The sequence below is a fragment of the Petrotoga sp. HWHPT.55.6.3 genome (genome assembly GCF_002895495.1).
In the GTDB taxonomy this organism is placed as follows: domain Bacteria; phylum Thermotogota; class Thermotogae; order Petrotogales; family Petrotogaceae; genus Petrotoga; species Petrotoga mobilis.
This window is the reverse complement of record NZ_AZRJ01000008.1, coordinates 58,407-77,662: the sequence shown is the minus strand read 5'-3', so window position 1 is coordinate 77,662 and position 19,256 is coordinate 58,407. Positions and strand designations below refer to the sequence as shown.

Genomic DNA, 19,256 nt, shown 5'->3' with positions numbered 1-19,256 from the left:
GCTCCTCCCTGTATTAAATTTGTTTTGTAGAGTTATTATTATAATAACAGTTATTTAACAGGCCTTTTCCACATTTATCTGACAACGGACAACTTTTACATACAGGTTCTATTTTATTTATTTTTTCAATTTCAACATCCATGATCTTTAAGAAAGGGATCAAAATTTTCAATTCACTTTCATTTAAGTGAAATTTCTCTTTTAATTCCAAAATATCTACTTCTTTATTATTTCTTACGTATTCTTCTATAAGCGATATATTCATTAATTATTCCACCTTTTTACAAAATATCTTGGAAGCTCTTCCCCTGCCCAATTCGTATTTTTTCCCGTCAACCTCTATAATTATTCTATTTCCAAGCTTATTAACTAAATTGATATTAACTCCTTTATACAACCCCATACTTCTCATTTCTTCTACAAAATTCCTTCCGCCTTTAATATCGATAATTTCATATTTTCCAATTTCACTTTCCAAAAGGTTGAATACTTTGTAAGGAACATCTACAATGATCCTAGAAGCTTCGCTCCTTCTTAAAACTACTTTTTTTTCTCCAATTTTAAATACTAAAGGATCCCCAAAAGGAGAAACATGGGCTAATTCTATAAATTTACCTGGAGTAATTCCCATTGCGATAAGACGATTTTTAGTACTTTCTCCTTCAATGTTTAAACTCACTATCTTTCCCTTTTGTCCAATAAACAGGTTGTGTAAAGGAATTAGCAAATTATAATCACCTCTTTCAATTATTTCATATCAATTATAACATTTTTTAAAAGAGTTAGTTGTGCCTAAAATTAACAATAAAATGAATTATTATAACGCAAGAGTTAAATTATATACGGATATATGGTTTGTAGCAACTTCACTTATATTATTAGACAATTTATTATTTCTCAATTTTTTTATTAGTCTTCACTTCGATTCAAAAATATGATAAAATCAATTATGGAATAATAAGAATTCGGGGCGTAGCGCAGTTGGTAGCGCGTTGGTTTCGGGAACCAAAGGTCGCTGGTTCAAGTCCAGTCGTCCCGACCATTACCAAACTCTTCTTTCTTTGAAAGCTCAAAAATCTTTTTTCGGATTTTTGAGCTTTTTGTTTTTTATTTAAAAATTATTGGTAGAATGCGTTAACTTGACTTTATAATATTTCTATGGCATGATTGAAATAAAAATTGTAATCATAAAAAAGGAGAAGAAGAATTTTGCTTACCCTCATAAAGAATGCAACGGTTTACTCACCGAAAGCTTTAGGGAAAAAAGATATATTAATTGGTGGAGAAAAAATCTTAGAACTAGTCGATTCGATAGAATTAAATTCTAATCTTAAAGTTGAGATTATCGATGCTGAGGATTATATAGTAGTTCCAGGTTTTATAGACTCTCACGTTCATATAACAGGAGGAGGTGGAGAAGGGGGATACAGCACAAGAACCCCAGAGATATTTGCTTCTAAGATAGTAAGTTCTGGAATTACTACCGTAGTAGGTGTTTTGGGGACCGACAACGCAACTCGAAGTATGCAAAACTTAATCGCAAAAGCAAAAGCATTAAAACAAGAAGGAATAAGCTGCTACACGTATACGGGTTCTTATCATTTTCCTATAAAAACTTTTACCGGCAGAATTATAGACGATTTGGTTTTCATTGAAGAAATAATAGGTGTTGGAGAAGTCGCTATTTCAGACCATAGAGGTTCCCAACCAACCTTAGAAGAACTGATAAGATTGACTTCAGAAGCTCGAGTGGGCGGAATTTTATCAAAAAAGGCAGGCATTGTAAATATTCACGTTGGCAGAGGAGAAAAATTTATTCAAATATTGATAGATGTTGTTGAAAATTCAGAATTACCTATTACACAGTTCCTTCCAACTCACATGAACAAGGGAGAAAAAGCTCTTAAAACATGTAAAAATTTTATAGAAATGGGTGGAAGGATAGATTTCACAACTAGTTCGTCAAAAAAGAAAGACAAAGAGGATCCATCAAAACCATCTAAAGCCTTGAAACTTTTGTTGGAAGATGGGGTAAATATTGACAATATATCATTCTCATCCGATGGACAGGGGAGTTTACCACAGTTCGATGACAAAGGGAATTATTTAGGTTTAACAGTTGCGGATGTAGCTACACTCTTTGAAGAGGTTAAGGATTGTGTATTACAACAAGATATCCCTTTAGAAGAAGCTTTGAAGGTTATCACTATCAATCCTGCTAATTTTCTTAAATTAGAAAACAAAGGCCAAATAAAAGAAAACTTTGATGCAGATATAGTGTTCTTAGATAAAAGTAATCTGGAAATAAAAAAGGTTATGGCAAGGGGTCGAACTATTTAAAAATCCAATGGGAGGTAGAGAAATGAGAATAACAGATTTAAAATTTGAAAAAATCAAAATTAAACTCAAAAAACCTTTTGTTATTTCGCGAGGAGCAACGGAGTATTGTGAATCGGTGCTTGTAAAAATAACTACTGATGAAGGATACTACGGTTTTGGAGAAGCTACTCCTTCTCGTTCGGTAACGGGGGAAAGCATCGACAGTGTAACATTTGTTCTTAAAACATTCAAAGAAATATTAATAGGGCAGGATCCACTCGCAATAGAAAGAATACATTATATATTGAACAAAGCAATTGCAGGAAATACAGCAGCAAAAGCAGCGGTTGATATCGCTCTCTACGATATAAAAGGGAAAGTGATGCAAGAACCTCTTTATAAGCTCCTTGGTGGATTTGAAAACAAAGTACAAACAGATATCACGATAGGGATTGGTGCACCACAAGAAATGGCAAACGAAGCTAAAGAGAGCGTAGATAAAGGATTTAATATATTAAAAATCAAAACTGGCGTTGATCTTAAAAACGACATTGAAGCTATCAGGCTCATAAGGAATAGCGTGGGAGATAACGTAAGATTGAAAATAGATGCCAACCAAGGATGGAATATACACGATACGTTAACCGCAATCAAAATGATAGAAAATTACAACGTTGAAGCCGTTGAGCAGCCGTTAGCCGATTGGGATTTTGATGGGTCTGCACTTTTGCGAAAAAAGGCTGATATAAAGATTATTTTAGATGAATCAGTTCATAACGCTCATGATGCAATGCATGCAATGAAAAAAGATAGTGCCGATATGATCAACATAAAACTGATGAAAAGTGGAGGGCTTTACGAAGTTGAAAAGATTAACACAATTGCAGAATCTGCTGGAATTAATTGTATGGTTGGATGTATGGTAGAAACAAAGGTGGCCCTTACTGCGGGTGCAAGCTTAGTTGCAGCTAAGAGAAATATAACAGATGCTGATTTAGATTCTTTCATGTATTATGAAGAATTCGAAGGAATAAAAGGAGGATTTGAAGTAAAAGGAGATACAATAATTCTTTTGGACAAACCTGGTTTAGGAATAGAAATCAATATGTGAAAAAGAAGAAGGGGTAGATCTTGATTGTGACAAGATCTAGATTGACTTTATATCCCCCTTCATTTCTATCGTTGAAAAATCGATTGGAAATTTCACAGGTCTGTCCAAAAGGGCAGACTTGTAAATTCCTAAAACAGCTTCTACAGCCTTTTTCCCTTCGTCACCGTTAATAAAGGGATCTCGATCTTCTTTTATCGATTGATAAAAATCTCGGTACAGTGGAATATGCCCACTTCCATAAACCGTATCAGGATCTGGGAGATTTTGAAATGGATGTCCATCTTCTCCTTCAAATCTCCAATATTTTATCTTATTCACCGCTAAACCACCGATAACCACTGTGCCTTTTTCCCCAAATATCGATAGAGTTTCTTCTAAGTTTTTTGGATATATATTTGCTGATCCTTCTATAATTCCTACGGAACCGTTTTTAAATTTTATTATTGCTCCTCCAAAATCCTCGGCTTCTATATAAGGATGCGTGAAGTTCTTAATAACACCGTATATTTCATCTATTTCAGAGCCCATATTCCACAATAACAAGTCTATATTGTGCGTACATTGGTTCATCAACGTGCCCCCGTCGTATTCCCAAGTTCCCCTCCATTTTGCTTGCTTATAATATTCTTCGTTTCTATTCCACCTAATGGAAGCTTGACCGTGGAGAATCCTTCCAAATGAATTTGTTGTAATTTTTTTTCTTAATTCTTGTATAGGTGGGTTGAAGCGATTTTGAAAACAAACACCTAACTTTAAATTTTTCCTTTTTGCAAACTCTATCATCTCGTTCATATGTTTTGTTGATAGGGCCATTGGTTTTTCCACTAACACATGTTTGTTGTTTTGCAGGGCTTCCATGGTGATTTCATAGTGATTTCCACTTTCGGTGGCTATTGCCACGGCATCTATATCGGTTCTTTTCAACAATTTACTGTAATCCGTGTATATTTCTGGTTTGTTTAATCCAGAATTTTCTACCTTACTGGCAAATTGTTTTGCTCTTTCTTCTTTTAAATCGCAAACAGCCACGTTTTCAATAATATCAGAATTTTTTATGATCGCTTCTGTGTGTTTTTTTTGAGCAATTCTTCCACAACCTATTACAGCCAATTTAAGCACGGAATATCACCTACTTTTAAACTTTTTATAATAGAGAAACTTTTTCTGGATACTTCTCTCTAAGTCCTTTTGTGATATTTTTTGTATCAAAAACTATATCGGCATTTTCCAAAACAAAATTGTAATCCACCTTTTTATGTCCGGTAGTAATTAAGACCGCATCTGATTCCTCTAACAATTCTTTTGTTAAATCTACCGTTTTATACTCTATTCCTTTGTGAGAAAAATTTTTTATATAAGGATCATGAATTTTCACTTCTGCTCCCTTTTTTTCTAAAAGCTCCAGAATTTTCAACGCAGGAGACTCTCTTAAATCGTCGATATCGTTTTTATAACTCACCCCTAACATCAATATTTTGGAACCATTCAAACACTTTTTATTTTCGTTTAAAATGTCCATTAGTCTTTCGATTACGTACTCGGGCATATAATCGTTTATTTCCCCTGCCAATTCTATTATCCTTGTGTGATAGTCAAACTCTCTAGCTTTATACGTTAAATAAAAAGGATCTATTGGAATACAATGGCCGCCCACACCTGGTCCGGGATAAAAAGGCATGAACCCAAAAGGCTTTGTAGCAGCTGCGTCTATTACCTGCCAGATATTTATTCCCATTTTCTTTGCTAAAATAGCCATTTCATTGATGAGACCAATATTCACTATTCTAAAGGTATTTTCCAGAATTTTTGACATCTCTGCTTCCTTAGGGGACGATACGGTGAAAACACCAGCGTTTAATACGTTTTCATAGAGGGTTTTTGCATGTAAAGTACATTTTTCGGTAACTCCACCGACTACTTTTGGTGTATTTTTGGTCTTGTAAATCAAATTTCCTGGATCTACCCTCTCTGGGCTAAAAGCTAAATAAAAATCTTTTCCAACCTTAAACCCATATTCTTGTAATAATGGCAGAATTACTTCTTCGGTGGTTCCTGGATATGTAGTGCTTTCTAAAACAATCAACATTTCTGGGTGAAGCCTTTTTGCTACCTCTTTTGTTGAATCAACAACAAAACTTAAATCAGGTTGTTTGTATTTATTCAAAGGAGTTGGAACACATATCATAACACAATCGCATTCCCTTATTCTATCATAATCAGTTGTGGCGCTTAGATAACCATCTTCAACTAGCTTTTCTAACTCTGAATTTACAATATCTCCAATATAATTTATTCCTTTGTTGACCTTTTCAACCTTTTCTTTTTGAATATCGAACCCTAAAACATGGTACCCTGCCTTTGCCTTTTCTACCGCAAGAGGTAAACCCACATAACCTAAACCTATTACCCCTACCTTTGCCGTTTTATCTTTTATTTTGTCTAGTAATGCCATTTTTCAGTCCTCCCCTTTCTAAAATAACACTGTTTTTATGAATTCTAAAACTATTTTGAAAAAAACTCTTTAATACATTTAACTACGTATTCCTGCTCTTTTTTGGTGAGCTCTGGAAACATCGGCAAAGCTATCGTCGATTTAGATGCCTTTTCAGCTACAGGGAAGTTCCCTTCTTTATAACCCAAGTTCTCAAAACACTTTTGAAGGTGCAAACCCAGGGGATAGTATATCGATGTTCCAACGCCTTTATTTTCTAAAAATTTCTTCAATTTATCCCTATCTTTGGGGTTATTCAAAGTAACAACGTATTGGTGATAAACATGGGTTCTATCATTAAAATAAGCAGGATAACTTAAATCTTCGTTGAGGTTATGTAATTCAAATAATTCTTCATAATTTTTTGCCTTTTTTATTCTTTTATCAATGTATTCATCTAAATTGTTTAGTTTTATTCTCAATATTGAGGCTTGAACTTCGTCTAATCTTGAATTGTAACCAACTTCATCGTGATAATATTTTTTTGCTGCACCATGGACTCTTAGTTTTCTGACCCTATCTGCCAAATCCGCGTCGTTTGTAACAACCATTCCACCATCACCATAACCACCCAGATTTTTTGTTGGGAAGAAAGAAAAAATACCCAAATCTCCTATACTACCACTAAATTTTCTTTCGCCATTCTTATACTGCCATACAGACCCAATAGATTGAGCGGCATCTTCTATGATTTTTACGTTGTAATTCTCTCTTATTTTTTCCAATCTCTCTAAATCAACGGTTTTTCCAAAAAGGTGTACAGGAATAATTGCTTTAATTTTTTCTTTTTCCGGATGATTTTCAAGCAAATCTTCGACTTTATCCAAATCAAGGTTGTAGTATTTATCTTCTACATCCACGAATATAGGAGTGGCTCCATTCAGTACAATTGCACTTGCAGTTGCAAAAAAAGTATATGGTGTGGTGATGACATAATCCCCTTCTTTTATACCCAGAGCTTGAACCGATATTCTTAGGGCATCAGAACCATTGGCAACACCGATAGCATACTTTACGTTTATATACTTCGCAATTTCCTCTTCTAAGGCTTTTACATTACTTCCCATAACCACGTTTCCAGAAGTGAAAACAGCATCCAACTTCTTCAGAACATCTTTTCTCAATTTTTCATATTGCCTTGTTAAATCAAAAAGAGGAACCTCCATCTTATCTTTCATTTCATATCCCCCTCCAAAGAAATATTGCCTTCCTCATCTATCTTAAAAACGTACAATTTTTCCAAATTTCTTTCCGTTGCCTTTTCCAATATTTTTTCTGACTTCCTGAACGAAGCTATTATGAGGGCATCATAGGTTAACTCTTTGGCTTTTTCCGGCGGGTAAATATCTATTCCTTGAAGCTTATCTCCTTGCTTTGAAGGAGAATCATCCAAAAATCCAATTATATTAATATTTTCATCCTTCAAAACCTTTAGTACAATCCCTCCAACAACCCCTGCACCATACAAAAGAATATCCTTTAAATTATCTTTTTTAAGAGTTTGAAAAACTTTTTTGAAGGAGTCTTTGGTTTCTGTGTACAGCTCAGAAACCTCATCAACGAAACTAAGGGTTAAAAATTGCAACCTCTTTTTTCCCGCCTCTGTAAGTTCATAACTCATATTACGTTTGTTTTCACCGCTTTTTATAATATTTCCATTCTCTTCAAAATCCTTTAAATACTTGTTTATCATCGATGGGACAACCCCTACTTTTTTCGCCATCGTTTCTTGAGAAATATCGTTTTCTTGAGAAATTAACTTTAAGATCATCATTTCTCGAAAGTTTGGAGAGGGGTTGAAAAAAATGTAATTTTGAATATTTAGCATTGGGAAGATCACCTCTAATCATTTCATTCATACACCAAGTGAATAATCATAATTAATTATAACAATTATTTTTTTAAAAGTCAATTGAAGTTTTAAATTCAAAAAAAATAAAGACGCACAATTTGTGCGCCTTCAAAAATTTTCAAAAGTTTCTTAAAGCCGATATTGTACTCCTTGAGTTTATTCTCCAAAATATCAACCAAAAAGCTTTTTTGCTATTTCAGCTACTCTTCTTCCCTGACTTTTGGCAATACTAAGTTCTATTTCATTAGGTCTATTTTCATCGCTCTGGGTGATAATTGCCGAGGCGCCATACGGTGAACCCCCATGAATATTCGATACATCGCTCAGATCTGGCTCAGTAAAGGGAATTCCAACAATAATCATTCCATGGTGCAATAACGTTGTATGAAAATTTAAAATAGTAGATTCATGACCCCCATGTTGAGTACTAGTAGAAGTAAAGACACTACCTATTTTTCCAACCAAACTTCCCTTTGCCCAAAGTGGACCTGTTGTATCAAGGAATTGCCTCATTTGCGCCGCCATCATGCCAAATCTGGTGGGAGTACCAAAAATTATCGCATCAGCTTCAACTAGAGAATCCATATTTGCTATTGGAATATGTGAAAATTGTTCTTGTGCGTTTTTAGCTCCAGATTGGATTAGAATATCTTCAGGAACGGTTTCAGGGACTCGGTAGATCTCAACATTCGTTCCTTCTACTTCTTTTGCGCCTTCCGCTTCGGCTTTAGCCATTTGATAGATATGGCCATACATACTGTAGAATATAACGTTGACTTTTGCCATCTAAAGTCCTCCTTCAATTAGGATAAATTTAGTCCCTTTTATTATACAAGTAATTTATTAACAAGATTTGAATAATATTATAAATCTGCCATTTCACGTTAGCATTTCATTGCCTTAGATCATATTAGATGTCGCATTGTTAAAGTCGATTAGAGGCGATTAGGAATTAAAAGCTTAAAAATTCTTAATTTTTCATTTTTTTGCTAAAATTTCAAAAAAATGGAAAAATAGACGATAATATAGAAGCTTTAGAGATTAAACAATTAGAATTTCTAAAGAGAGTAATCGATTATAAAAAAGGAGTTTGAGATGATATATAAGCGTGAAATATTAGAAAAGTTGTCGAACCATATAGTAAAGACAAATGAAACGATAAATCCAGAAGTAAAAACTTATCTTGACGGATACAATGGTCCATTTTCTCAAGCGCTAAAAGAAAATTATAAAATTGCAGAAGCTGAAAAATTACCCCTCTGTCAAGATACAGGTATTGTTGAATTCTTTGTCTTTTTAGGAAACGAAGTTATACTTGAAGAACCTATATTTTCCACTTTAAATGAGGTGGTTGAAAAGGTATATACGGAAAATCCCTTCCGATTTTCACTGGTGAGTGATCCCCTTTTTGAAAGAAAAAACACTAAAAACAACACTCCACCTGTGGTACACATATTCCAAGTCTCTGGGAAGAGTTTAGAGATCAAATTTTTGGTGAAAGGCGGGGGAAGTGAAAATCTCTCAGCCTTGTTCATGTTAAAGCCATCAATCGGGGTCCAAGAATTAAAAGATGTAATAATTGGGCATGTGAAAGAAAACGGAGCAAAAGGTTGTCCGCCTTTACATGTTGGAATAGGAATAGGTGGAACTTCTGATAAAGCAATGGTTTTATCCAAATTAGCATTGACCAAGAGTTTCAAAGAAAGAAATCAAAACCCTGTATATGCGGATTTTGAGGAAGCGCTTTTGAAAGATTTAAATACTTTAAAAATAGGATTTCAAGGACTAAAAGAAGGGGTTTCGGTTTTTTCTGTACATGTAGAATATGCTCCCACCCATATTGCAACACTTCCGGTTGGGGTTTCTTTAGATTGTTACCTTTGTAGAAAAGGTGTGATAAAATTTGAAGATAGATGAAATTGAAAAATTAAGAATCGGAGAACTCTTACAATACACAGGCGAATTGATAGTTATGAGGGATGCTGCCCACCAAAAACTTTTAGAATTACTTTCAAAAAATTCTCAGCTTCCTGTAGATTTAAACGAAAAAATTGTATTTTATGCAGGCCCTGCGAATCCTCCAAAGAACTCTAAGATAGGTGCTATAGGTCCGACAACGAGTGAAAGAATGGATAAATATCTTGAAATGATCTTTAAATTAAGTGTGCTAGGAACTGTTGGAAAGGGAAAAAGAAGTGATTTGGCAGTAAAGTTATGTATAAAATACAAGCGAGTTTATTTTATAACTCCAAGTGGTGCAGCTGCGTACCTTTCTAAGTGTGTGAAGGATATAAAGATTCTAGCCTTCCCAGAATTAGGCCCCGAAGCTATTTACAACATAAACGTGGAGGATTTTCCTTTAATGGTGGCAATAGATACAAACGGCAGTCAGATATTCTAACTTTTAAGGAGAGTTAATCTTGGACGCAAAAGAATTACACAAAATACTCAAGGGAAAAATCAGGACAATTTCAAATGTTGACAATTTGAACGAAGAATCGTTATCCCTACTATACACTCCTGGGGTAGCAGATGTTGCAAAAGAATGCTCTAAAGATCCAGAAAATACATTTTTATACACAAGACGTTGGAACACCGTTGGTATCATTTCAGACGGAAGTGCCGTATTAGGTCTCGGTAACATAGGTCCATATGGTGCGCTTCCCGTTATGGAAGGTAAAGCCTTGTTGTTTAATCTTTTTGGCCAGCTTGATGCCTTTCCAATTTGCCTGAATACACAAGATCCAGAAGAAATTGTTTCTATTGTGAAGAACTTAGAACCTTCGTTTGGAGGTATAAACTTAGAAGACATCTCTGCTCCTAGATGTTTTCGAATATTAGAAGAATTGAATAAAACAATGAATATTCCAGTTTTTCATGATGACCAGCAGGGAACTGCTGTAGTAGTCACGGCAGGATTGTTGAATGCATTGAAATTAACGGGCAAAGAAGCAAAAAATATTAAAGTTGTTATTAACGGTATAGGGGCAGCGGGATACAATATAGCCAAGTTTTTGATGGATTTTGGGGTCATAAATCTTGTTTTAGTTGACAAGAATGGGGTGTTGAATAAAAATGTTCCAGAAAGTTGTTTGCATGAATATCACGAAGAATTAGCAAAGATAACGAATCCAGAAAATATAACCGGGAATCTCTCAGTTGCTCTTTTTGGTGCGGATGTGTTTGTAGGGGTATCCAAGGGTAATATTTTGAATGAAGAGATGGTAAAAAAAATGAATAAAAATCCTATAATATTTGCACTTGCCAACCCTTTACCGGAAATAGATCCAATATTAGCAAAAAGCTTCGGGGCAAGTATAGTGGCAACTGGCAGATCAGATTATCCTAACCAAATCAACAATCTCATAGCCTTTCCTGGAATAATGAAAGGAGCGATAGAGGAAAAATCAAAAATAACTAAAAAAATGCTCCATTCTGCAATACTCGCAATTTCAAATTCATGTATTCCTACTCCTAATAGGATTTTACCCGAAGCTTATGATAAAAGATTACATTTGAACGTATACGAAGCGGTTAAAAATGCTTCTAGTTCGAACTAATTGTTCCCATAATCCATTTGTGACTTCACTTTCTAATTTCTTTTGGACTTAGCTTGTACTACTAGTGGTCTTTTTCTATTTGATTTTTGCTTAAAGATCTCTATTATTGCTTCAGCTTGTTCGGAAGGAACTGTCACAAAAGAAAATTTATCCATTATTTGTATATCTTTTATTTTTTTTCTATTTACACCAGTTTCCTTTTCTATGAATTCAGCAAGTTTTCTTGGTGTCATTTTACTTAAACTACCTAATGCAACAAATAACCTTTGGTCCTTTCTTTTTGAAGAGTTTTTAACTTCTTTTATTTTGCTATAATTTTCTTCTTTCAAGATTCCACCGTAAAAATACTTTAAAATAGAAGAAATTATTTGACTCGGCTCTTGGTCAGTTTCCTCTAAGATTGTTTCTGCCAAGATTTCGTAAATAGGATCTATATCTTTGGAAAGATTAGATATGATCTCATCTTTTATTTTTTCAACTTTTGCGTTAACAATATCTTTGGCTTGTGGTATTTTAGCTTCTTCTATTAAGGCTTTTGAGGAATGCTTGATGAACATAAATTTTCTATACTCGCTCGGTGTGACAAAAGTAATAGCTGTACCCTCATTTCCAGCCCTCGCAGTTCTTCCTATACGGTGTATGTAATTTTCTGGATTTTGTGGAAGAGAATAATTGATCACGTATTTAAGATTGTCTATATCTATACCTCTGGCTGCAACATCTGTGGATATTAAAATTTTTATTCGTTTGCTCTTAAATCTATCCATTATTCTTTCTCTTTGATTTTGAGAGACATCTCCATTTAAAGCTTCTGCTTCGTAACCTTTTTTGATTAATTCATTTGCAATTTCTTCTGATTGGACTTTTGTTTTAGTAAATACAAGACCGTAAAAATTAGTGTCTATATCTATAAGCCTACTCAAAAGTTCTATTTTATTAGACTCAGAAATCATGTAATAAATTTGTTTTGCCTTCTTTACAGTTATGTCCTCTTTGTTTTCTTGAACTGTTGTTACCGTTTCAAAATTCCCCATATGCTTTCTAGCGAGGGTAACAATCCTTTGAGGCATCGTGGCTGAAAACATCAAAATCTGCTTTTCTTTATTAGTTTTTGAGAGAATCATCTCCACATCTTCTATAAAACCCATATCTAACATTTCATCGGCTTCATCAATGACTAAATACTTGATTTTAGTAATATCTAAAGTACCTCTGTTCAAATGGTCTATTATTCTTCCAGGTGTACCTACTACTAAATCTACTCTTCTCTTAAGGGCTCTAATTTGATTTCCAATTGAGACCCCTCCATACACAGGAAGAAGATTCAATCTTTTGTTTCCTTTCAATGAGTCGATTTCGTTACAAACCTGCAAAGCTAACTCTCTCGTGGGTGTTAATACTAAAGCTTGAACGTCGTTTGCTTTTTCGTCTAATCTTTCAATTAGAGGTATACCAAATGCTGCAGTTTTTCCTGTACCAGTTTGAGCCTGACCGATTACATTATTCTTACCAGATAAAAGAAGGGGGATAACCTTTTCTTGGATAGGAGTTGGTTCTTCGTACCCTTTTCTATCAATCGCGCTGAGTATGTTATCAGAAAGGCCCATTTGTTGAAATTTTGTCATGTTTTTACTCCTTTTTTATTTTTTTGGGCCAAAATAACCTTTTAGATTATACCATAAGTTTCGTGAACAAATGATATTTGTTTAAGAATTTAAATAACAATTACCTTAAAAATCTTTATGTGAATTAAGATAATAAATATGATATAATTAACTGAAAACAGAGTTACAACATGAAAGAGGTGAAAAAGAGTTGAAAGGATTTTTAGAAATCCTCCTTCCATTTGCAATAATTCTTTTGCTTTTTGGTTTTTCTTCACAAAAAGCCTCGACAACAGCTCAGCCATCTCCTACAACAGCCCCAGAAATACCTTCATTTTCAGAAGAAGATGAAAATTTGTTCGAGGTCACTTTTATAATCACTTCCGTTCCAGAAGATGCTTCAATTTATATGATGGGAAACTTCAACAATTGGTTGGTGGGAGATGAAAATTACAGGTTTGAAAAAATGGATGATGGAACCTACCAATTGACTCTAAGAATGCCTCCAAATACTGAAATAGAATACAAATATAACCTTGGCAACTATGATTATATAGAGAAGGATTTCTTTGGGAACGAAAGAGAAAATAGGACTTACAAATTTGAATACAACTTCGATGAAGTGAGAAACGAAATAGAAAGCTGGTAGAAAAAATGAAAAAGGTCTATTTATTTGACTTAAATCCTGAACATTTTAAAAACGTTGGAGATCTTATACTTCCTTTTTACAACGAAGACCCTCTGAACTTTTTGTTTCTAGGGCCTTCTGGTTTTTATGTGAAGCAAGTGGCAGAATATATTGCATCACAAACAAAAAAAACTATAAATCGTGATGCCTTCAGGGTTATAAACCAATATGTAACTGAGACGCTAAAAACATACCAACCACAATCTGTAATACTGGATAGAGAGTTTTTGAAGGTATACATCGAAAATGAGATAATGGACCTAATAGAAGAAGAGAAAAAAGACGAAGAATTTTCTGAATATCTAAACGTTATATCCAAATCTCAAAAATCAGTGGAGTACATATTAGATATTTTTGAGAAAAAATGGGAAATTTCAAGGGTTGAAGATGAAGAAATCGTTGAATCCGCTGAAGAATACAAGTTGCTTGATGATTCTATAGATAACAATTCTAATTTGTACATGCTTTACACAAAATTAGAAAAAAAACTCGAAGATATTTTAGAAACGAAGTTCGATATGTCTATTAAATATCAAAGAAATTACGATCCCGTCAGTGTGTACAAATGGTTTTATGAGATTTTACCAACTAGATTGAAAGAAGAGGGGAAAAAATATATAGGAAAAAGGGTCGTTATTTCGGGTTTTTTTGATATTTCTCCAGCCGTTAACAAAACACTTAAAGCTTTATTTGATCTATTTGAAGAGGTTCATTTTATTACTTGGGTCAACATAGAAGACAGAAGTTTTGATTCAATAACTAATATACACAACTTTTTAAAAAATGAAGGGTTTGAGTTCCAATCGAAAAGGAAAGGTTTAAAACGGATTTTTGAAAATACTAATATTGAAATCTTTCCCATGAACAACGATGTTTCTGAAATAGAAACACTTACAAAAGAAATAAAAAGAAGATTGATAAGTGAAAATCTTTCGCCTGATGATTTGGGGATCGTTGTTCCAAATAATTCAACTGCCAAATTATTGGCGGATTATTTGGAAGATGCCAAGGTACCTTACAGGTTCAAAAACGATGTTCCGCTAAACGAAAGCCAAATAGTTTTGATTCTTCTTCAACCAATTAAAACACTGGTCAGAGGTTGCGAAGTTGAAGATATTTTGGCGATGATTGAAAGTGGTTACGGAGGAGTAACTGAGCTGACAATGGAGCAGATAGAAAATTATCTAAAGCATTTAAACTTATTCTATGACATACAAAAATCCTCACTCAAAAACCGAAAAGAAAAATGGCTGAATACTATTGAGAAAGAAATAGAAAAAAGAAATTCTCAACTTAAAGGCACAGAAGAAATAGAAAGGATAAGCGAAGAACTCAAAGACTTAAGGGAATTAAAAAAATGTCTGGGAAACATATTTTCTCTTTTAGAAGATATCCAAAAAAGCAAAGATCGAAAAAGGTACTTCAGTGTTTCTGATTACAGAGAGTTGGTGAAAGAATGGATAGATACTTACCTATCTCATTTCAACATACTGAAAACATACGAGGATGTAATCCCCATTGAGAGTCAATTAAATGCATTAAAAGCCTTCGAAGCACTAGTATTCAACGTTGAAGAAAATTTGGGAAAAATTCTAAAGTCAGATAAAAATTTAGGAATTGAAAAGTTCTACAAAATACTTTCTTCTCTAATTCAAATTGAAACGTATAGAGAATCCGAAAGGTACGATAATACGGTAGAAATAATGAGCCTTGAGGACTCAAGATTTGTAAAGAAAAAATACAAATATTTTGTCGGCTTTACCGAAGAAAACTATCCTTCAATAAAGGTCAATCCTTTCATCACATCTATGAGTAACGAAGGGACCTTAATCGCCAGACATTCAGAAAAGATCAGTAGAAGAAACTTGTTTATCTCCATGATTTTCGCTGATAATATTATATTTACATATCCAAACGCTAAACTAAGTGGAGAACCAATACTACCCTCTCCATACGAAAAAGAGTTTAGGAACAACTTTAAAAACGTTAAATATTCCAGTGAGTTTCTCTCTAAAAAAGAGATCCTACCAACAGATCCAGAAAATATATTCTCTGATACAGAAGCTACTATTTATTACATATTGAACGGGAAGAAAGAATTTTTACAGAGTAAACACTACACTGATATTGAGAGATTAAAAAAAGAGATAACTAATCCAAGCTGGCAATTGTATAAAAATACCGATCTTGGACGGTTAAGCCATACAAAAATTACTACTTATGTGGATTGCCCGTTTAAGTATTACCTAGGTATAGAAGGTCGATTAAATGGAGATAAAGATTTTGGGAAGTTTTTCGATGGACTTATAAAGCACAGGGTGATGAAAGAGATATTTTCCAAATACAAAAATTATGAAGTTATGTCCCAAAAAATTCTCAACAAAGAAGAATTGAAAGAAGAAATAAAAAATATCATTGAAGATATTTGGGAAGAGTATACAGACGATTTTTTACAAACCTATCAAGCTATAAAAGATGTGGAAAGTGAAATAATAACAGAAGATATTTTAGATAGTATAGAAGACATACATCGAAATTATATCCATTTCAAAAAAGGTATAGATCTCACTTATTCTCAAGTTATAGCTACAGAGTTGGAGGTAAATTCAAAGATAAATATCGGAAATTTTCATGATGTAGACTTAACATCGAGAATAGACAGGGTAGATCTTTTAAACGGTAACTACGCATACCTTCTTGATGAATTCGACGAACAACTATTGCCAGGAACGTACTCAATTATGGATTACAAAAGATCAAAAAATTTCCAAAGTGAACAATTGCTAATTTATTACCTAACCTTATTAAATAGCGAAGAATGGAAAAACAAATTAACAAATTCTGATGTATATCTAAAATTTCAAGTAGTATCAAAGAAAAAAGATCATAAAAATGATAATTTTATAAAAATACAGAAAGGCCAGATTATATATAAAGAGCACAAGTCTAAAGCAAAATACGTATCTTTTGATATTAAAGAATTCTACACATGGCTAGAAAAAGTTTTTCAAAACATCAACAGATCTAATTTCACTCCTATAGCAGTAAAAGAAAGAGAAATACGAAGGTTCTTAGAAGAAATGCATGATAAATACAACAACGCAAAAACAGGGGAAAAATATTACGACTGCTCTTCTTGCCAATTCAGAAGTTTATGCGAGTTGATGCTGTACAAAAAGGATTTTAATATTAACATAAAAAAATACCTTTGAAATAAGTCAGCCATATGGTAGAATATTTTGCATAGAACAAAATACGGGGTGGGCTGCAAGACGTACAATTAGGGGATGAAATATGCTACTTCATTGTCTATAAGGGCTGATTTATCTCCGAAGGGAGAAAAGGGGGAGATAAATACTTTTTTTCAGATATTTATTGAATCTGGTATAATGATTTTATAGAGAGATTTATTCATAAATTTTGTAGAAATTTAAAGGCTCGTAGGGAGGTTTGAAGATGGAAAATGAGTTGACATTCGAGGACATTTTAAAGATATTCAAAAAAAGATTCTGGTGGTTTTTTTTAACCGTAGTTGTAACGGTAGTAATTACTTTAATCTACCTTTTCAATGCTACTCCAATTTATGAAGCAAATACAACCTTGAAAATTGACCCCTCTCAACAGAGTTCCGTTGCAGATATTTTTGGTACGCAGATAGGGTCAACCTCATCTAAGATATCGACAGAAATTGAATTGATAAAAAGTAGAAGAAACCTTGAAAAAGTAATAGACAATTTAAACTTAATGGAATATTTTCAAGCAAAATCTGAAAACCCAGAAGAGGTCACAAGAAACAGCGTTGTTCGTACCCTTGAAGAAATGATCACAGTATCACCTGTTAGCGATACAAATATCGTACGGATATCAGTTCAAAGTGAAGACAAGGAGCTAGCAAGAAGCATCGCCGATAATTTAGCGATTGTATACAACGACTTGTTAAAAAGTTTGTCTCAAAATGAATACACTGCAAGAAGAATGTTTATAGAAGAGCAAATTCCATTAGCTGAAAGCGATTTGAACGCTGCTCAAGACGATCTAAGAAATTTTAAAGAGGAAAATAATATTTTTTTGTTAGATGAAGAGGCAAAATCTATATTACAATTTCTGGTTTCCTACGATCAACAGATAAACACTTATCAAATCCAAATGGAAGAAACAAAGATAAGGTTGCAAACGTTAAATGACACCTTAAAAAGTATGGATCAAGAGATCATTTCATCTGAGACAATATCGATAAACCCAGTCGTAAGTAATTTAAGAAATCAGATAGTTAATATCCAGGTCCAGCTAGCAGGCTTGGAAGGTACTAAATCTCCCAGCGATCCTGAAGTTCTGAGATTAAGGGAAGAACTGAGCCAAGCCCAAGAGATGCTAAAAAATGAGATAAGTACGATTGTAACTTCCCAAGTAAAAACTGCTAATCCGCAGTATAATAGCTTGTATTCACAATTAATCGAAGAACAAGCCAGACAACAAGTTCTTCAAGGCACAATACAATCTTTAACAACGTTAAGAAACACATATCAATCCCAATTGAACCAATTACCTGCATTGGAGCAAAGACTTATGAATTACGAAAGAGAGGTAAGAGTAAAAGAAAACCTTTATGTTCTTCTTTTAGAAAAATTAGAGGAGGCTAAGATTGCTGAAGCCGGTGTAATTGGTACAGCAAATATAATAGACCCTGCCTTTGTTTCTCCAAATCCTGTTAAACCAAATAAAACTCTGACTGCAGCAATAGGAGGGGTTTTAGGAATTTTCTTAGGTATACTTGTAGTTTTTCTCATCGAGTATCTGGATAAAAGGGTTAAAGATGAAAATGAGCTGAAGATGATTGTTAAAGGTTACCCTGTTCTTGGTAGAATACCTCATTTACATGTAGACAACGAAACAAATGATGAATTAATAGTTTTAAGGGATCCAGTCTCCCCAATCTCCGAAGCTTTCAAGATGTTGGCGACCAACATTAACTTTTCTAACGCCAAAGAACCTAATGTTATTACCTTTTCAAGTGGTGGACCCTCTGAGGGTAAAACAATGACTGCTGCCAATGTCGCTATTTCATACGCCCAAAGCGGTAACAAAACTTTGCTGATAGACGCCGATATGAGAAGACCAAGGGTTGAAAAGATTTTGAATCTAAAAAGTAAGAACGAGGGGCTGGTTAACTATTTGTTGAGAGGTGCCTCCATAGAACAATCTGTAAAGAAACCTTTTGAGACTCTTGATAACTTTTTTGTTTTGCCTGTTGGAACTTTACCTCCAAATCCCACAACAGTATTAACTTCAAATGAATTTAGAGATCTCCTCGATAAAATGAAGGAGTATTACGATAAGGTAATTATTGATCTTCCACCAATAATGGTTGCTCCTGATGCTATGATCGCATCCAGATATTCAGATGGACTGGTATTAGTTACTCGTTATGGACAAACTTTAAAACCAACTTTAAAAGCTGCAATTGAAAACATAACAACATCGGGAGTAAAACTCATTGGGACAGTTATAAATGATGTGAACGAAAAATCTTCTAATTATTATTATTACTACTATTATTACTCTGATGATGGGGATAAAAGTAAGACAAAGAGGAGAAGAAGAAAAACCAGAACATAGGGGCCATAAAGGGGG

General features: G+C 33.8%; 16 protein-coding genes and 1 tRNA gene. 9 read left to right on the top strand and 8 right to left on the bottom strand.

Going from position 1 to position 19,256, the window contains the following annotated elements:
* Positions 1-13 precede the first annotated feature (13 nt).
* Entirely contained in the window at positions 14-265 is a 252-nt protein-coding gene (locus X926_RS03085; protein ID WP_103064952.1) for a hypothetical protein, read from the bottom strand.
* Positions 266-268: 3 nt separating this feature from the next.
* The gene (locus X926_RS03080) at positions 269-727 is read right to left on the bottom strand and encodes a ferrous iron transport protein A (protein ID WP_103064951.1); all 459 of its coding nucleotides are present in this window, start codon (positions 725-727) and stop codon (positions 269-271) included.
* 239 nt (positions 728-966) lie between these two features.
* Between X926_RS03080 and X926_RS03075 the strand changes: the two genes are divergently transcribed.
* The 3 genes from X926_RS03075 (at position 967) to X926_RS03065 (ending at position 3,430) form a co-directional block, all read left to right on the top strand.
* Positions 967-1,042, top strand: a tRNA-Pro gene (locus tag X926_RS03075).
* Positions 1,043-1,209: 167 nt separating this feature from the next.
* Positions 1,210-2,340, top strand: coding sequence for a beta-aspartyl-peptidase (gene iadA, locus X926_RS03070; RefSeq protein WP_103064950.1), 1,131 nt, complete (start codon positions 1,210-1,212; stop codon positions 2,338-2,340).
* A gap of 22 nt (positions 2,341-2,362) precedes the next feature.
* The gene (locus X926_RS03065) at positions 2,363-3,430 is read left to right on the top strand and encodes a mandelate racemase/muconate lactonizing enzyme family protein (RefSeq protein WP_103064949.1); all 1,068 of its coding nucleotides are present in this window, start codon (positions 2,363-2,365) and stop codon (positions 3,428-3,430) included.
* Between the two features lie 36 nt (positions 3,431-3,466).
* Here the strand turns inward: X926_RS03065 and X926_RS03060 are convergent, their stop codons facing one another.
* From X926_RS03060 to wrbA, 5 genes are all read right to left on the bottom strand, one after another.
* Complete coding sequence (locus X926_RS03060; RefSeq protein WP_103064948.1) at positions 3,467-4,549, bottom strand: Gfo/Idh/MocA family protein; 1,083 nt, start codon at positions 4,547-4,549, stop codon at positions 3,467-3,469.
* 25 nt (positions 4,550-4,574) lie between these two features.
* The gene (locus X926_RS03055) at positions 4,575-5,882 is read right to left on the bottom strand and encodes a nucleotide sugar dehydrogenase (RefSeq protein ID WP_103064947.1); all 1,308 of its coding nucleotides are present in this window, start codon (positions 5,880-5,882) and stop codon (positions 4,575-4,577) included.
* 50 nt (positions 5,883-5,932) lie between these two features.
* Positions 5,933-7,099, bottom strand: a complete 1,167-nt coding sequence (locus X926_RS03050) for a DegT/DnrJ/EryC1/StrS aminotransferase family protein (protein WP_103064946.1) — start codon at positions 7,097-7,099, stop codon at positions 5,933-5,935.
* Positions 7,096-7,749 carry a winged helix-turn-helix transcriptional regulator gene (locus X926_RS03045; RefSeq protein WP_103064945.1) on the bottom strand — a complete coding sequence of 218 codons (654 nt, stop codon included), beginning with the start codon at positions 7,747-7,749 and terminating at the stop codon, positions 7,096-7,098. Before X926_RS03045 ends, X926_RS03050 begins: the two co-directional genes overlap by 4 nt.
* Positions 7,750-7,944: 195 nt before the next feature.
* Positions 7,945-8,559, bottom strand: a complete 615-nt coding sequence (gene wrbA / locus X926_RS03040) for an NAD(P)H:quinone oxidoreductase (RefSeq protein WP_103064944.1) — start codon at positions 8,557-8,559, stop codon at positions 7,945-7,947.
* A 309-nt stretch (positions 8,560-8,868) separates the two neighbouring features.
* On the opposite strand from wrbA, the gene X926_RS03035 reads away from it, so the two are divergent.
* Genes X926_RS03035 through X926_RS03025 form a run of 3 tightly spaced genes read left to right on the top strand, consistent with a single transcriptional unit; the run spans position 8,869 to position 11,333 of the window.
* Positions 8,869-9,690 (top strand): fumarate hydratase, encoded by an 822-nt coding sequence (locus X926_RS03035; protein WP_103064943.1) that lies wholly within the window; start codon positions 8,869-8,871, stop codon positions 9,688-9,690.
* On the top strand, positions 9,677-10,174 hold the full coding sequence (locus X926_RS03030) for a FumA C-terminus/TtdB family hydratase beta subunit (protein ID WP_103064942.1): 498 nt from the start codon (positions 9,677-9,679) through the stop codon (positions 10,172-10,174). The genes X926_RS03035 and X926_RS03030 overlap by 14 nt, the downstream gene beginning before the upstream one ends.
* 19 nt (positions 10,175-10,193) lie before the next feature.
* Complete coding sequence (locus tag X926_RS03025; protein WP_103064941.1) at positions 10,194-11,333, top strand: NADP-dependent malic enzyme; 1,140 nt, start codon at positions 10,194-10,196, stop codon at positions 11,331-11,333.
* Between the two features lie 32 nt (positions 11,334-11,365).
* On the opposite strand, the gene X926_RS03020 is transcribed toward X926_RS03025, so the two are convergent.
* Positions 11,366-12,958 carry a DEAD/DEAH box helicase gene (locus tag X926_RS03020; protein WP_103064940.1) on the bottom strand — a complete coding sequence of 531 codons (1,593 nt, stop codon included), beginning with the start codon at positions 12,956-12,958 and terminating at the stop codon, positions 11,366-11,368.
* A gap of 190 nt (positions 12,959-13,148) precedes the next feature.
* On the opposite strand from X926_RS03020, the gene X926_RS03015 reads away from it, so the two are divergent.
* The 3 genes from X926_RS03015 (at position 13,149) to X926_RS03005 (ending at position 19,241) form a co-directional block, all read left to right on the top strand.
* Positions 13,149-13,586 carry a hypothetical protein gene (locus X926_RS03015; protein WP_103064939.1) on the top strand — a complete coding sequence of 146 codons (438 nt, stop codon included), beginning with the start codon at positions 13,149-13,151 and terminating at the stop codon, positions 13,584-13,586.
* A 5-nt stretch (positions 13,587-13,591) separates the two neighbouring features.
* The gene (locus X926_RS03010; RefSeq protein WP_103064938.1) at positions 13,592-16,837 is read left to right on the top strand and encodes a PD-(D/E)XK nuclease family protein; all 3,246 of its coding nucleotides are present in this window, start codon (positions 13,592-13,594) and stop codon (positions 16,835-16,837) included.
* Between the two features lie 244 nt (positions 16,838-17,081).
* Positions 17,082-19,241 (top strand): polysaccharide biosynthesis tyrosine autokinase, encoded by a 2,160-nt coding sequence (locus X926_RS03005; protein WP_103064937.1) that lies wholly within the window; start codon positions 17,082-17,084, stop codon positions 19,239-19,241.
* The last annotated feature ends 15 nt before the right edge of the window (positions 19,242-19,256 follow it).

Coding starts and splice junctions, on each gene's coding strand:
- X926_RS03085 (WP_103064952.1), bottom strand. CDS start 265: ATGAATATATCGCTTATAGAAGAATACGTAAGAAATAATAAAGAAGTA.
- X926_RS03065 (WP_103064949.1), top strand. CDS start 2,363: ATGAGAATAACAGATTTAAAATTTGAAAAAATCAAAATTAAACTCAAA.
- X926_RS03055 (WP_103064947.1), bottom strand. CDS start 5,882: ATGGCATTACTAGACAAAATAAAAGATAAAACGGCAAAGGTAGGGGTA.
- X926_RS03050 (WP_103064946.1), bottom strand. CDS start 7,099: ATGAAAGATAAGATGGAGGTTCCTCTTTTTGATTTAACAAGGCAATAT.
- X926_RS03045 (WP_103064945.1), bottom strand. CDS start 7,749: ATGCTAAATATTCAAAATTACATTTTTTTCAACCCCTCTCCAAACTTT.
- wrbA (WP_103064944.1), bottom strand. CDS start 8,559: ATGGCAAAAGTCAACGTTATATTCTACAGTATGTATGGCCATATCTAT.
- X926_RS03035 (WP_103064943.1), top strand. CDS start 8,869: ATGATATATAAGCGTGAAATATTAGAAAAGTTGTCGAACCATATAGTA.
- X926_RS03020 (WP_103064940.1), bottom strand. CDS start 12,958: ATGACAAAATTTCAACAAATGGGCCTTTCTGATAACATACTCAGCGCG.
- X926_RS03010 (WP_103064938.1), top strand. CDS start 13,592: ATGAAAAAGGTCTATTTATTTGACTTAAATCCTGAACATTTTAAAAAC.
- X926_RS03005 (WP_103064937.1), top strand. CDS start 17,082: ATGGAAAATGAGTTGACATTCGAGGACATTTTAAAGATATTCAAAAAA.